This is a genomic window from Emticicia sp. CRIBPO (assembly GCF_009905725.1).
In the GTDB taxonomy this organism is placed as follows: domain Bacteria; phylum Bacteroidota; class Bacteroidia; order Cytophagales; family Spirosomataceae; genus Leadbetterella.
Map to the genome: position 1 here is coordinate 12,280 of NZ_JAAAKV010000014.1, position 14,391 is coordinate 26,670.

General features: G+C 39.6%; 11 protein-coding genes. 6 read left to right on the plus strand and 5 right to left on the minus strand.

Going from position 1 to position 14,391, the window contains the following annotated elements; all coding sequences use genetic code 11:
* Positions 1–47: 47 nt before the first annotated feature.
* On the plus strand, positions 48–890 hold the full coding sequence (locus GVN16_RS23190; RefSeq protein WP_166566350.1) for an alpha-1,2-fucosyltransferase: 843 nt from the start codon (positions 48–50) through the stop codon (positions 888–890).
* A gap of 279 nt (positions 891–1,169) precedes the next feature.
* On the opposite strand, the gene GVN16_RS23195 is transcribed toward GVN16_RS23190, so the two are convergent.
* Positions 1,170–1,871 (minus strand): hypothetical protein, encoded by a 702-nt coding sequence (locus GVN16_RS23195; protein ID WP_166566351.1) that lies wholly within the window; start codon positions 1,869–1,871, stop codon positions 1,170–1,172.
* Between the two features lie 84 nt (positions 1,872–1,955).
* On the opposite strand from GVN16_RS23195, the gene GVN16_RS23200 reads away from it, so the two are divergent.
* Positions 1,956–5,204, plus strand: a complete 3,249-nt coding sequence (locus GVN16_RS23200) for an exodeoxyribonuclease V subunit beta (RefSeq protein ID WP_166566352.1) — start codon at positions 1,956–1,958, stop codon at positions 5,202–5,204.
* A 13-nt stretch (positions 5,205–5,217) separates the two neighbouring features.
* Here the strand turns inward: GVN16_RS23200 and GVN16_RS23205 are convergent, their stop codons facing one another.
* Complete coding sequence (locus tag GVN16_RS23205; RefSeq protein ID WP_166566353.1) at positions 5,218–5,811, minus strand: 2OG-Fe(II) oxygenase; 594 nt, start codon at positions 5,809–5,811, stop codon at positions 5,218–5,220.
* 151 nt (positions 5,812–5,962) lie between these two features.
* Between GVN16_RS23205 and GVN16_RS23210 the strand changes: the two genes are divergently transcribed.
* Positions 5,963–7,555 (plus strand): peptide chain release factor 3, encoded by a 1,593-nt coding sequence (locus GVN16_RS23210; protein ID WP_166566354.1) that lies wholly within the window; start codon positions 5,963–5,965, stop codon positions 7,553–7,555.
* 243 nt (positions 7,556–7,798) lie between these two features.
* Entirely contained in the window at positions 7,799–8,545 is a 747-nt protein-coding gene (locus tag GVN16_RS23215; RefSeq protein ID WP_166566355.1) for an acyl-CoA desaturase, read from the plus strand.
* Between the two features lie 79 nt (positions 8,546–8,624).
* Here the strand turns inward: GVN16_RS23215 and GVN16_RS23220 are convergent, their stop codons facing one another.
* From GVN16_RS23220 to GVN16_RS23230, 3 genes are all read right to left on the minus strand, one after another.
* Positions 8,625–9,149, minus strand: a complete 525-nt coding sequence (locus GVN16_RS23220) for a shikimate kinase (protein WP_166566356.1) — start codon at positions 9,147–9,149, stop codon at positions 8,625–8,627.
* A gap of 31 nt (positions 9,150–9,180) precedes the next feature.
* Positions 9,181–10,299: a BT_3928 family protein gene (locus GVN16_RS23225; RefSeq protein ID WP_166566357.1), complete on the minus strand. Its 1,119-nt coding sequence runs from the start codon at positions 10,297–10,299 to the stop codon at positions 9,181–9,183.
* Positions 10,300–10,369: 70 nt separating this feature from the next.
* The gene (locus tag GVN16_RS23230; RefSeq protein WP_166566358.1) at positions 10,370–10,924 is read right to left on the minus strand and encodes a DUF1599 domain-containing protein; all 555 of its coding nucleotides are present in this window, start codon (positions 10,922–10,924) and stop codon (positions 10,370–10,372) included.
* A 40-nt stretch (positions 10,925–10,964) separates the two neighbouring features.
* Between GVN16_RS23230 and folP the strand changes: the two genes are divergently transcribed.
* Positions 10,965–11,801 carry a dihydropteroate synthase gene (gene folP / locus GVN16_RS23235; protein ID WP_166566359.1) on the plus strand — a complete coding sequence of 279 codons (837 nt, stop codon included), beginning with the start codon at positions 10,965–10,967 and terminating at the stop codon, positions 11,799–11,801.
* A gap of 124 nt (positions 11,802–11,925) precedes the next feature.
* Positions 11,926–14,100 carry a T9SS type A sorting domain-containing protein gene (locus GVN16_RS23240; protein WP_166566360.1) on the plus strand — a complete coding sequence of 725 codons (2,175 nt, stop codon included), beginning with the start codon at positions 11,926–11,928 and terminating at the stop codon, positions 14,098–14,100.
* The last annotated feature ends 291 nt before the right edge of the window (positions 14,101–14,391 follow it).

The following is a 14,391-nucleotide window of genomic DNA, read 5'->3' on the forward strand; positions in this document are numbered from 1 at the left end:
CGTCTGTCATCGTAACTCTATAAAATCTATAATTCCAGCTTATCTTAATGCTTATATTTACAGATAAAACAGGCCAGTTAGGAAATCAGTTATTCGAATTTGGTACTTTCATTTCTAATTGCCGTTCTTCCGATACCAGGCTTATTAACCTGCATTTCAATTCATATAAACATTATTTTGAAGGACCTTCTGAAAATTACAATTCAGAGTTAAAACTCAGGGTTTCTTTTGGGCATAGACAGGCGGACAGAATAGCGAGGTTTCTGACGGTTTTTATATCGAAAAACCGGTGGATAAGATTAGGAGACTGGTTTAGAGTGTTGTATTCTGAAGGAGGGTCGGTTAATATTAATCTCGAAAGTTTTAAGAACAGGATAGTGTTTAAAAATGGGTCATGGTTTACGGACTATCCTCATTTTTATGAACATCAGGCTGCCATAAAACACTATTTCAGACCTTTGAAAGAACATCGCAACAACATCGCCGCGTTGATCTCTGATTGTCGTAAAGAAGTGGATATCCTGGTGGGGATACATATCAGAAGAGGGGACTATAAAGAATTTCTGAATGGTGTATATTATTTTGAAGACAGTGTATTTTATGAGAAGATGATTCAGATCCGGGATTTGAACAAAGATAAAAAAATAGGTTTTCTGATATGTTCCAATGAAAAAGTGGAGACTGACTTATTCAAAGATGTCAGGTTTTTCAGGGGTACGAATCACCTGGTTGAAGATATGTACTCATTTGCTGAATGCGATTACATTTTAGGTCCGCCGAGCACTTATACCATGTGGGCGTCATTTTACGGGAACAAGCCCCTGCTTAAACTACGGGATCGTCAGCAAATCATAAAAATGGAAGATTTTGAAATGGATTACGGGTATTGATTGATCAGGAGGAGGAATAAATAAGACTTTCTGAAATAGAATTCTGAGCCGGGTCATGAAGCAGATCCGGCTTTTATTTTTTTACGGACATTGTGTACAAATTCAGGAGAAGCATCCACAAGGCCGGCGATTTTTTCGTCAGTAAAGTCGGTTTGCATGATTAAGGACCTGGTAATTTCCAATCATCCTTCTATTAGCCCCTCTTTTTTTGCTCTTTCTAATACAAATTCATTGATACCCATCGTTTGTCTGTGTTCGTTTATTTGTTCAATAACCTCTTCAAAATTTATTATTATATTCCGGATTTTCAAAACGTAAATATAACCTTAGAAAAGTCATCAGGCCGTCGATTTTTTTCGGAGGAATTTTACCCCGGATCAGATTTCTTAAGAGGGAGTGTTTCAGTTCAAAGAGTTTCTCATCTCCTGATTTCTTACTTTTTAAGGTAATAAGTACTGTAAGAACGGCCATTGCAAAAGGGTTATTGCTGTTTTTAAGGTTGTTCTCATCCTGGTTTAATACTTTGTAAGTGTTAAACTCAAATAAAATGCTTGTCCCCGGGAAACTGTTTTCATAACCGGCAGGGTGGAAAGTTTCTGAAGCATCGGTAAAGATCGCAAAAGCCGTAACAGGCATCCGGTATTTGTCAGGAATGCGGTAATAGTAAGTAAACATGCGTAGCCCGGAGTGACGATCTTTCTGGCCCTGTACTTCAATATGAACGAGTATCCATTTGGGTTGGCCTGCTTTGGTATAAACCTTCACAAGTTTGTCAACATACTTTGGAGCCTTCCCCTCATGGTCCGGGAAAAGATCGGCCAGTTCTTTGTCGAGATAAGTAAAGCCTTTTTTCAAATCGAAAATTTCGTCGGCATTTTTGAAAAAGAACCCTAGGAAATCATCAAAAATGCTTTCAAGCAGCCCTTTCCATAGGGAGTCGTCGGTGTGGTACGTCAGGTTGTATTGATTTATGGGTGCCAAACTAGGAAAAATATAGAACAGAATAAAACTTATTGTTTTCTATTTTGAATGAATTAGTTTTGATGAATCATCAATTGACAAGGCATGTCGCAGTTTAAAATTTACAGTTCGTCAGCAGGCTCAGGGAAAACTTTTACCCTCACAAAGGAGTATCTGAAGCTGATTCTTCAGAAGAATGATCCGAAATCATTCCGGAATATCCTGGCGATCACTTTTACCAACGATGCCGCCAATGAAATGAAGCACCGGATTTTGTCTGCTTTGAAAGGTTTATCCGGAGATGACGCCGGGGCAGGGAAATACGCGGCAATGTTTGAAAAAATAAGCGAAGAGCTGCCGGATATTGAAATAACAGAACTGCAAAACAGAGCAAAGGCTGCTTTCCATGCTATTTTACACGATTATGCCGATTTTGGGGTAAAAACAATTGACAGCTTCATTAATCAGTTGGTCAGCTCGTTTACACTGGACCTTGAACTGCCATATAACTATGAAATTCAGTTGGATAAAGATATGGTCTTATTTGAGGCAGCAGAACGTTTGTTGTCTAAAGTAGGATTCAGTGAATTTGCTGATCTTTCGGACACACTCACGGAATTTGCACTTTCGAAAGTAGATGACGGAAAAAGCTGGAATAACCTGGTAGAAGACCTGGTAAAATTCAGTAATCCACTGCTTAATGATCAGAGCTTTTATCTGATCACCAAAAACGACGCACTGACTCCGAAAGATTATGCCCGGATAAAAAAGAGCATCAGAAATTATAAAAAAGACATTCTTGATCAGATAAAAGCAAAAGGACTGGATGGGGTAGACCTGATTTCTGTGAATGGCCTCACTGCAAAAGATTTTACACAGGGTGACAAGGGTATCTATGGATTTTATACAAAACTGTATCAAAACCCTGAGGTTTTATTTGAAGCGAAATTTCCCAATAAATACCACCTGGATGCCATAGGAGAGGATAAGTGGTATCCAAAGGCGGCTTCTGCCGGAGCAAAAGTGGCGATTGACAGTATTAAAAATGGATTGACTAAGATCGCTCAGGATGTTCTGGACCTGAAGTCTGGGCATTTATCCAAATACCTGCTTTTGAACGAAATTGAGAAGGTACTTTTTCAGCTTTCGCTTTTGCGGTTTATCAAGGAAGAATTTGACCTGGTGCTGGCTGAGAAAAACCAGGTTTTCTTATCGGAGTTCAACCGGAAGATATTAAAAATAGTCGTTTCGGAGCCTGTGCCCTTTATTTATGAGCGGCTGGGCGAGAAGTACGACCATATTCTGATTGACGAATTTCAGGATACTTCCGATCTTCAGTTTTTTAACTTATTGCCACTTATCGAAAACTCTCTTGCTAAAAACAATTTTAATATGATTGTGGGCGATCCCAAGCAATCAATTTACCGTTGGAGAGGAGGAAAGGTGGAGCTGATGATTCATCTGATCAAGAGCCAGACGGACAAGCTGAAAGAAAATGATATGATTTCAGAGATTCAGCATTTACAACTGGACAACCTGAATACTTTTATCAGTAAAGAGGCCCTGGTGATTAATTACCGGAGCAGAAAAGAAATCATATCATTCAATAATGCCATTTTTGAGGTTATTAAAGAAGAGAAAAAGGCTGATTATCCATTTATTGAAGATGTATTTGAAGATTATAAGCAGGAATTCCGACCTGATGCACCATCCGGAGGGCATGTGGAAATTGAGTTTCTGCCTTATGATCCTGCGGAAGACCGTGCCCTTGATCGCATTTTAACCATCATAGAAAAAGCGGTAAGCGAAGGATACGGATTAGGCGATATTGCCGTATTGTCACGGACAAACCGGCAGTCGGCAGAAGTGGCTAAATTTCTGGATGGTAAAGGCTACAAGATCGTATCGAAAGATTCATTGCTTCTGAGAAACTGCTTATCTGTTAACCTTTTAATTGCTTTCCTCGAACTGATCAATGAGCCGGGAAATGAACTGCACCGGTATGAGGCTGTTTTTCTGTTCTTTCTTCTTAAATTCGGTACCACGCCAACCACCGGGCAATACCAGGAAATGCAAACCTACATTCATGAGAAAGAAACAGACCAGTTTTTGAAACTATTCGAGCGTTTTGGTGTGGTTTTCAAAAGTGCCGACTTTGATTTTTTGAACCCTTATACTCTTACAGAAAGCCTTATCGAGGCTCTGTCGCTTTCAGAAAATAAAAAAGATATTCCTTACTTGTTTACATTTCTGGACCTGATCCTGACTTTCTATCAGCAGCAAAGCAGTCAGCTGCAGGATTTTATCAACCACTGGAAAGACATCAGGGATAAGTCCTCCATCCAGACCCAAAGTGGAGAGGATGCTGTTACCGTCACGACGATTCATAAATCGAAAGGGCTGGAGTATCCTGTCGTAATTATGCCTTATGCGGCCTGGGAATACAAACCTAAGGCGGGAACCTCGGTTTGGGTTGATCTGTCTGACAATTCTTATGAAGAACTTGCTGTAGATGGCAAACGACTTATGGCCGCTCCGTTTATTTTGAAGGATATTCTGAAAGAGACAGAAGTGAGCGGCATTTACAAAACCGAGCTTGAGATGACTTTTATCGAAAGTCTCAACATGCTTTACGTGGGTTTGACGCGTCCTACAGACAAGTTATACATTTTGTCGGATCTTAGCCATCACAATAATTTTAAAGGAGTGGGTGAGTTTCTGATGTCTTATCTTATGAAAACCGGAGTCTTTGAAGAAGGGAAATATCAGTATACCATATCTGAAGGCTCTTTTGTCCCTCAAAAAACGGAGACCCCTCAGTTATCAGGCGGTTTTCTGATCAGCAACCTGAGGACATCCACCCAGTTTAAAAAGCTGAAGATCAAATCGAATGCTTCGCAGTTGTTTGATATTGAGACTTTCGAAAAGCAAAAGGACCGGGGTAATAAAATACATGCCGGCTTTGCCCTTATTAAGTCCAAAAGTGATATCGACGATGCCATCCGGAGGCTGGTTATAGACGGGATGATTATCGAAACCGAGAAAGAAGAAATCAGGGCTTACCTTAAAGAAGTGATCAGCCATCCGAAAATCAGTTTCTTATTTGAAGAGGGCCTGGAAATTGAGAATGAAAGGGAAATATTGCTCCGGGATCATGAAATCCAAAGACCCGACAGGGTGGTTTTTATAGGTGATTCCATATTCATTGTGGATTACAAAACGGGCGATAAAAAAGAAACACATAAAAAACAGCTCCGGAATTATGGAAACCTGTTTGCCAAAATGGGTTACCGGAATCTGAATTTACTGCTGATATACCTCGATCCATTACATATTGAAGACGTTAGTTTGTAATTGACGGTTTGTTTTAACTGGTTTTCAGCCAGCCTGTTATGCTTTTTCTTTCACGGCTGGCCGGAAGCACTTCATGTTCCAGTTTGTCGCTCTCAAATACTACGATCCTGCCTCCGGCCGGTGTGATATCTGTCTGACCTTCAGTGGTATAGATGCGGAGCTGGCCACCGAGATCGTCCGTCCAGTTTTCATTTAAATAGAATACCACAGACAGTTTTCTGCGGGAGTCATTACTGAACCTGTCGAGGTGTCTTTTATAAAATGTACCTACCGGGTATTTTGCGAAATGAAACTCATAAGAAGACAGGCCCAGGTAACAGGTGAAATTCAGATAACGGATCAGGTACTCAATTTTTTCGAGGTATTTCATCTCTGCAGGAAATGCCTCGGTATTATCCAGCCAGAAAATTTCATCCCCTCTTATTTCTGCGGCTATTTCATTATTCTTGCTGATGCCTGCTTTTTTGAAAGCATTGGTTTCTGTTCTGATATTGAAGCTTTTATTTAAGTCGTCGACTTCAGAAGAGTCCAGGAAGTCATCCAGAATACCATAACTTTTTTCTAAAATCTGTTCAATCAGCCCTTCAAACTTTAAATCGGGTTCCATTTTATATTTTTTATTTACTCCATGCAAATATATGCTTAACTTTGCGGCTTATTATCAAAAGAATAAACCGGTTTAGCTAAATTTCAGGCTTTTCGTATTTCTGAAATCCGGTGTTTATCTGACAAAATCGTTTTACAGACCATAAGTATTAATGGAATTTCAAAAAGAATTAGAGAAAAGAAGAACATTTGCGATTATATCTCACCCGGATGCCGGTAAAACCACACTTACCGAGAAATTATTGCTCTTTGGTGGAGCTATCCAGATAGCCGGAGCTGTAAAATCCAATAAAATTAAAAAGACGGCTACTTCAGATTTCATGGAGATAGAGAAACAGAGAGGAATTTCTGTGGCTACCTCTGTTATGACTTTTGAGTATTCCGGAAAGAAAATAAATATCCTGGATACACCGGGTCACAAGGATTTTGCCGAAGATACTTACCGTACTCTGACGGCTGTTGACAGTGTTATTCTCGTGATTGACTGTGTGAAAGGGGTGGAGGAGCAAACTGAAAGACTGATGGAAGTTTGCCGAATGAGAGACACGCCTGTTATTGTTTTTATTAATAAACTGGACAGGGAAGGACAGGATCCTTTCGATCTGCTTGACGAACTGGAACAGAAGTTGTCTATCAGGGTAAGGCCGGTCACCTGGCCGGTCAACATGGGTTCTGACTTTAAGGGGGTATACCACTTGCTTGAACACCAGATGAATTTCTTTAAGGTGAATAAAACCAGGATAGAAGATGATGTGGTAAAGTTGTCGCTGGATTCGCCGGAGTTGGATAAGAGTGTGGGAGCGAAGGATGCAAAGCAACTCAGGGACGATATTGAACTGATCAACGGGGTTTACGATGAATTCAACGAGGAGAATTATCTTAAAGGAGAAGTAGCCCCTGTTTTCTTCGGGAGTGCTGTGAATAACTTTGGGATCAAAGAACTTCTGGATTCTTTCTGTGAAATCAGCCCGCTGCCTATTTCAAGAGAAACGAATGTAAGACGTGTGTTTCCTGACGAGAAGAAATTCAGTGGTTTTGTTTTTAAAATTCACGCCAATATTGACCCCAGGCACCGCGACAGGATCGCCTTTTTGAGGATTTGCTCAGGCAAATTTGAAAGAGGCAAGTTCTATAAACACGTGAGATCAGGCAAAGATGTAAGGTTTTCAAACCCATACATGTTTATGGCCGATTCCAAAAACGTGGTGGATGAAGGTTTTCCCGGAGATGTAGTTGGTTTGTATGATACCGGGAACTTTAAAATCGGAGATACGCTGACAGAAGGGGAGATTATGCAGTTCACAGGTATTCCGAGCTTCTCTCCGGAGTTGTTCCGTGAGGTCATCAATACGGATCCGTTGAAAACCAAGCAGCTTGAAAAAGGAGTTGAACAACTGTCTGAGGAGGGCGTGGCTCAATTATTTACCATGCAGCCGGGTAACAGGAAAATCATCGGGACAGTGGGAGAGCTTCAGTTTGAGGTAATCCAGCACAGGCTTCTGAACGAGTACGGGGCGAGTTGCCGTTTCGAAGGCAGGCCTTTTTCGAAAGCTTGCTGGCTGACCAGTAAAGACCAGGCTAAGCTGGACGAGTTTATCCGTCTCAAAGGACATTTTATCGCTTATGATAAAGATAAGAATCCTGTATTCTTAGCCGAAACCGACTGGATTCTGAGAATGAATAAGGAAAATAATCCGGATATAGAGTTCCATACCACTTCTGAGTTTAAAGTGGCAGGATCTTAAATTAAAACGGCACGTTTTCAGGTTAAATGAACAATTTAAGGCTAAGGTTTGTTAATAAATCTATTGGGAGTACATCAGAGAAAAATTATAATTAATGTTTCGTAGGTTCGTTTATTCAACGATTAAGATTAATATTATTCAATTTTAGTATAAAACCTGCATTTGTTGACATCGGTCATAGTTCTTCCGAAATTCCGACAGTAGTTTTGTATAAGAATTTCAACTATTTTTAATTTCTATTTAATGATCATCCTTCTGTTTTTTGTTACGCACTGGTATTTGTCGCTTTTTGCACAAACATTCTTCCTACACAGGTATGCTGCCCACAAAATGTTTACCATGAGCCCTTTTATGGAGAAATTTTTCTACTGGCTTACTTTTATATTCCAGGGTTCGTCATTTCTAAGCCCTTATGCTTATGGAGTTATGCACCGCTTGCACCATGCTCACGCTGATACCGAAGAAGATCCGCACTCTCCGAGTTTTTCGAAGAATTTGCTTGATATGATGTGGAAGACCAAAAATTATTATACCAATATCCTTAAAAAGCACGATAACATCGCCGCTAAGTTTAAGAAGAATGTGCCTCACTGGGCGTTTATGGAACGTCTGGGTGATTCATGGGTTTCTAGAATAGGATGGGGTGTGCTTTATACTTTGTTTTACATTCAGTTTGCAACGCACTGGTGGATGTTCCTGTTGCTGCCTATTCATTTCCTGATGGGGCCGGTTCACGGGGTTATTATCAACTGGTATGCTCATAAATACGGATACCGTAATTTTGAGGTGGACGATACGGCAAGAAACCTGTTGCCTGTGGATATATTGATGATGGGTGAATCTTATCATAATAACCACCATAAATTTGGCGGCAGGGCTAATTTCGGTATCAAATGGCACGAATTTGATCCTACCTACTCGATTATCAAGCTTTTGAATGCGGTGAAGCTGATCAAGCTCAAGCCTAACAATGATCTGAATTATATGTGATCTTTCACATAAGGATATAAACAAAAAACACGATCTGATTCAGATCGTGTTTTTTGTTTATAGTGTAATTCTGTATTGATCAGACTTTGTTTTTGGCAAAATGAGCATCAATAATCCACAATATGGTATTTGCATCTGTATCACCTTCGATCACGATATCTGCCATTTTGAAGAACCGCTCACGCTCGTTGTAGGTGTTGTTCAGTTTGTCAAGAAGATTTTCGCTCTCAAGGTTGTGCAGAGGTCTGTAATTCCTTTTTGAAGCCCTCATCCTCTCTTCAAGTTTTTCGGGGCTCACATCCAGAAATACGCTTATGCCGTTTTCTTTGATATACTTCATATTGTCATGAAAACAGGGCGTTCCACCACCTGTAGCAATGACAGCTTTCGTATTTTTATCAATCTTTTTTAACTGTTCAGACTCTACTTTTCTAAAATATTCCTCTCCTTCGAGGCTGAAAATTTCGCTGATTTTTTTTCCTTCCGAAACTTCAATTTTTTTATCCAGATCAATGAATTCGTAGTTGAGCTCTTTTGCCAATTGTCTTCCGAGTGTACTTTTACCTGATGAGGGCATTCCCAACATAAAAATATTAGTCGTCATCCTTTACTGTAAGTGCTGTTTTGGTTTGTAATTATTTTTTGGTCAATAAGTCTAAAACTTTTTCGCTGCTTGGAATATTATTAATACTCCATTTTTTGATCACTACGCCATTTTCTAACAAAATGAGGCATGGATTTGTTCGGGCCATAGTCTTGAGTACCTTTTCATCTGTCGCAAAATAAGGGAACGACAGTTTATGTTTTTTGTGGAATTTTTCAAAATCCTGAAACACGACCGAGGTAAGAATCATAGGCTCAATACCTTTTTTCGACACTTTTTTTGATGTCGTGATCATCCTCGATAATTCGTTTTCGTCGATACCATCGATATATTTGAATATAAGGAGCAGTTTTTTGCCTTCAAAAGCGGTTGTAGTCAGGTCATTACCTGCAGTGTCTGTAATGGCAAAGTCCGTAATTTTAGAACGCAGCAGTTCTTCATTCAGGATTTCTGAGCTCAGGTACTTATATTTTAAAGTATCCATGAGATACTCGGCACTTTCAATTTCTTCATTTTTAGACTTATCCAGGAATTTGTAATTCAGTTCAGGCTTGACTCCCGTCGGCTTCATCTGGTCAGGAATGCTTTTCCCGGCCGCATAAGGTAAGAAATCCAGGATAGGGAGATAGGTCAGACCATAAATACCGATACCAAAAGCAAGGATGGTGGCGATGAGGGTCATCGGCGTTCCTAAACTCGAGTCTTTGAAGTTCTTCCGGTAGGCAAAAATGATCAGGATCACAAAAAGGCTGATGATGTCTTTGGTAAATGAATCCCACGGTTTCAGTTTGAGGAAATCACCAAAACATCCGCAATCAGTCACTTTATTAAAGAATGCCGAATAGAAAGTAAGGAAAGTAAAGAAGACCATGAGGCCCAGTACAATCCAGATAACTTTGGAAACCTTGAAATTAAACAGTAAAGCTACTCCCAGGATCAGTTCAGAAGCACAAAAAACCAGTGAGAGCGTTTGTGACTGTGAAGCGAGGAATTCAAAAAGCTGAGAAAGAGCCGGAACGTCACCTGCAAAGACCTCAAAGTATTCCTGAAGTTTCAGTCCGGTTCCGTATGGATCAACAACTTTGACAAAACCCGAAAAGATAAATTCTATACCAACTAATATTCTCGCAATGTTTGCTATTATTTTCATGTCTTTTGTAAAACGGTTTGTGAATGAGTCATTTTATTAACGCTCATAAACTATTTTAATCTGGTGAGATTTATTGTTGCTGATTTTGAACCTGCTGAAGTTTTATAAGGCAAAAAACGGCATAATTCACAATATCCTGATATCCTGACTTTACGCCTTCCGATATAATAGTGACACCCTCGTTGTCTTCTATCTGTTTAATCCTGAATAATTTCATGAGAATGATGTCGGTCATTGAACTCACCCGCATATCTCTCCAGGCTTCACCGTAATCATGATTTTTGTTAAAAAGCAGTTCTTTTATTTCTTTTATCTGCTGCTGATAAGCCGACGAAATATCGGCATTCGAACTGTTGTCTTTTTTTGCTTCGTTCTGACTGATCTGAATCAGGGCCATTACGCAGTAATTAATGATACCGATAAATTCCGGTATTTGCCCCTCATCCACTCTTGAAAATCCATTGTCCTGAATGGTCCTTATTCTCTGGGCTTTGATAAAAATCTGGTCAGTGATAGAAGGTAAACGCAAAATTTTCCAGGAAGTACCATAATCCTGGTTCTTTTTGGTGAAAATGTCAAAGCAAAGTGAAATAATATGAGAATACTCCTGTTCAGTACTATTCATTAGTCGAAAAATAGAAACTTTTTTGTTTTTTTGCAAATCTATGAAAAAAAGCTTGAACATACAGGGAAGAATTCTCGATTTATCACATCCTGTGGTTATGGGCATTCTCAACATTACCCCGGATTCTTTCTTTGAGGGGAGCCGGTTTATGGATAATGAGAGTCTGTTTCTTGAAAAAGCTGCTGAGATGGTGAGGGCAGGGGCTGGCATTCTGGACATAGGAGGTTACTCTACCCGTCCGGGAGCTAAGGAGGTCAGTGCTACTGAAGAAAAAGCCAGGGTTGTTCCTGCGGTACGTCTTTTAAAAGCCCGGTTTCCGGATTTGCTGGTTTCCGTTGATACATTCAGGGCCGATGTGGCAGAGGCCTGTATTAAGGAAGGGGCTGATATTATTAATGATGTTTCCGGCGGAGATCTGGATGAGCGGATGTTCGATGTAATTTCAGAAAATAAAGTTCCGTATATATTAATGCATATGAGAGGAAAACCTTCAGAAATGCAGAACCACATTCAGTACAACAATTTCTTAACAGAGGTATGCCGGGAGTTGCAGTATAAAGTCAGCCGTCTCTATAAAATGGGGGTAAGCGATCTGATTATCGATCCGGGATTTGGTTTCTCGAAGACCCTGGATCAGAACTACAGTTTATTGAAACATTTAAGGTTATTTGAGATTTTCGACCTTCCGGTCCTGGCTGGTTTGTCCAGAAAATCAATGATTTACAGATTTTTTAATTCAGCCCCTGAGGAATCCCTGAACGCAACGACAGCCCTAAATATGTTCGCATTGACACAAGGGGCAAGTATTTTGCGGGTTCATGATGTGGCAGAAGCCAGGCAAACCGCAGACCTGTTTGTCAAACTGAGCAATTCGTAAGTTTACTGACCGTAAAATAATATTATGTCTTAAATTTCTGATAAAAATTTTTTGGGAGAAAGAAAATGCTCTATATTTACGATTACATAAACTGTTACCCATATTAAATCTTAAATATACTATTATGAAAAGAAATTTTTTACTTACGAGTTTTCTTGCTCTCTTAACGCTGGTCAGTTTTGCTGGCAATAAGAAAAACTCTGGGTTATTTGTTCCGCTCACAGCTCCTGTAATAACAAAAGCTGAACAGCCTATTGTGTCTAATGCACTTCAAAACGAAATTAAAATTGACTGGACCTTTACAGGCTCAGCAACAGGGTTTGAAATTGAAGTAACCCAGGATGCTGTTGCCAGCCCGACAGTTATTTCTGTAGTAGGTCCTGCTGTCAGAACTTACACTTTAGTAGCCACAGATCCGACACACCCACTCACAGTAGGTAAAGTTTATTCATTTAAAGTTAAGGCTATTGCTGCTGCTCCGGTAGACAATTCTGTGTATTCCACAGCATCTGCTAATGTTACTTACCTTGCTCAGCTTACCAATTCTGTAGATTTGAGTATTGTTGACAATCAAGTTACATCTTCTGCTGTCGGATTGACATGGCATGATGGTAACGTTGATGAGTCAGGTTATATTATTACAGTAATGGGAGCAGGACTGACTCCTTATGAAGTAAAGGTTCTTAAGTCTGAATCTGTAAGCGGAGCTGGAAATCAGTATTTCAAGACTATCATTAGTCTGAATGCTAAAACTTTTTACCAGTTTCAGGTGAAACCTTTCAGAGATGCGGGTGCCGGTGAGTTTTATGGTCCTTCATCAAATATTGCAAGTAAAATTACCAAAGTTCTTCCAGCTGCCGCTCCGGTTGTTTCCTTTACCAACAACTGTCCTGCTTTCGTAGGTGTTGCCTGGACTGTTGACAGGCAGGAAGATATCACGTCGTTTGTAGTTCAGAGATCGTATGACAACGCTGGTTTCCAGAATGTATACACTGCGAGAGCTAATGAAAACCTTACTCACGATAATGATGTACAAGCAGGTAAAACAATGTGGTACAGGGTTATAGCTTTTAATGAGTCTTCTCCTAATGGCGTAATTTCTGCTCCTGCGAAGATCGAAGTTATCCCTTACACTGCCCCTCCTGTTCCTGAAAACGTGAGATCTGACAAGGCTTTAAAAACCACTACGTCACTTACCATTAAATGGAATAATCCTGATACTGATGCCGGTTGTAAATCAAATACAAGACAATCAAACTATGTACTGTATAAGTTAAGTACTGAAACTGAGTATAAAGTATTCGGAATTCTTAATCCAACTGCGAACTCGGTAGTACTTACGGGTTTGAAACCTAAAGATATTGTTGATTTCAGAGTGTTTTCGCTGAGTGACAGAGGTTTGAATTCAAATCAGGCAGGTGGTCGTGATACAACGCTTGGACCTCCGTATGCTCCATCTGGACTTTTGGCAACTTCTGGTCTTGATGCTCTTAAAAACACGGTGACTAACCTTACGTGGGAAGATAATGCAAGAGATGAGTATTTGTTTGCAGTAGAATCAAGCAGTGACAACGTTACTTTCAAAGAAATCGGAAGAAGAGCGTTCAATATTGACTTTGCGTTGGTTAAATATATTCATACTCCGGTTGAGGAGGGTGTAAGATACTACTACAGAGTGAGATCGATAAATGATTTTGGAATCTCTGATCCGTCTCCTGTATTGTCTCATATTCCTGATTATACCATTGCTCCTGCAGCTCCATACGGTCTTAAAGCAAGACTTGTAAGCGGTAAAGTAGTTTTGACATGGTATGATGACTCATACAGAGAAGAAAACATTGTGGTGGAGAAATCTTCTGATAATGGAACTACTTATGTTTCTATTGCCACACTTGGCAGAAACATACTGACTTTCACAGATGAAAACGTTGCAGCTAATGCGTCTTACAAATATCGTGTGAAAGCTGTTAACCCTAAAGGTTCTTCTCCTTATTCGAAAATTGCTGACCTTAAAGCCGGAGCAACGGTGTCTACAAGCAGTGTTTTAAGTAACGAATCTGTGAGCTTGTATCCAAATCCTACGGCTGATTTTGTGAACATCAAAATTCCTTCTGACCTGGTAGGTAAAACAGGTAAGGTGCTGATCCTTGACAAGAGCAACAGAGTTGTTTTGGACAAGAATTTTAACTTTGATTCAGCAGAATTGAATATCGATATCAAGAACTACACTGAAGGAGTTTATAATGTAATTATTTCAAGTGGTAATTCTAAAGTGTCTAAAAAAGTTTATAAGTATTAATCATAGTATTTAGCACTGATTCAGAGAGGCCCGGTATATATCGGGCCTTTTTTTGTGAATAATTGTCAGAGAGAGAAATGGAATCTTATTTTGGATTATTCAAATAGTTGTACCCGTATCAGCACATTATTCTATTAAAATCCGAAATGGATATATTTAATTTTAATTAGACCTTAAGATTCAATCAATTAGCCCACTCAATATTATTTTTGTTTTTTTAGCTCATACATTGTGCAAAGGTTTTTTTTTGTTATTTTCGCATGAATTTAATATTAACTTAAACTTAATCAT

Bases quoted from the DNA above. Each gene is read 5' to 3' on its own strand.
- GVN16_RS23190 (WP_166566350.1), top strand. From the start codon at position 48: ATGCTTATATTTACAGATAAAACAGGCCAGTTAGGAAATCAGTTATTC.
- GVN16_RS23200 (WP_166566352.1), top strand. From the start codon at position 1,956: ATGTCGCAGTTTAAAATTTACAGTTCGTCAGCAGGCTCAGGGAAAACT.
- GVN16_RS23205 (WP_166566353.1), bottom strand. From the start codon at position 5,811: ATGGAACCCGATTTAAAGTTTGAAGGGCTGATTGAACAGATTTTAGAA.
- GVN16_RS23210 (WP_166566354.1), top strand. From the start codon at position 5,963: ATGGAATTTCAAAAAGAATTAGAGAAAAGAAGAACATTTGCGATTATA.
- GVN16_RS23215 (WP_166566355.1), top strand. From the start codon at position 7,799: ATGATCATCCTTCTGTTTTTTGTTACGCACTGGTATTTGTCGCTTTTT.
- GVN16_RS23220 (WP_166566356.1), bottom strand. From the start codon at position 9,149: ATGACGACTAATATTTTTATGTTGGGAATGCCCTCATCAGGTAAAAGT.
- GVN16_RS23225 (WP_166566357.1), bottom strand. From the start codon at position 10,299: ATGAAAATAATAGCAAACATTGCGAGAATATTAGTTGGTATAGAATTT.
- GVN16_RS23230 (WP_166566358.1), bottom strand. From the start codon at position 10,924: ATGAATAGTACTGAACAGGAGTATTCTCATATTATTTCACTTTGCTTT.
- folP (WP_166566359.1), top strand. From the start codon at position 10,965: ATGAAAAAAAGCTTGAACATACAGGGAAGAATTCTCGATTTATCACAT.
- GVN16_RS23240 (WP_166566360.1), top strand. From the start codon at position 11,926: ATGAAAAGAAATTTTTTACTTACGAGTTTTCTTGCTCTCTTAACGCTG.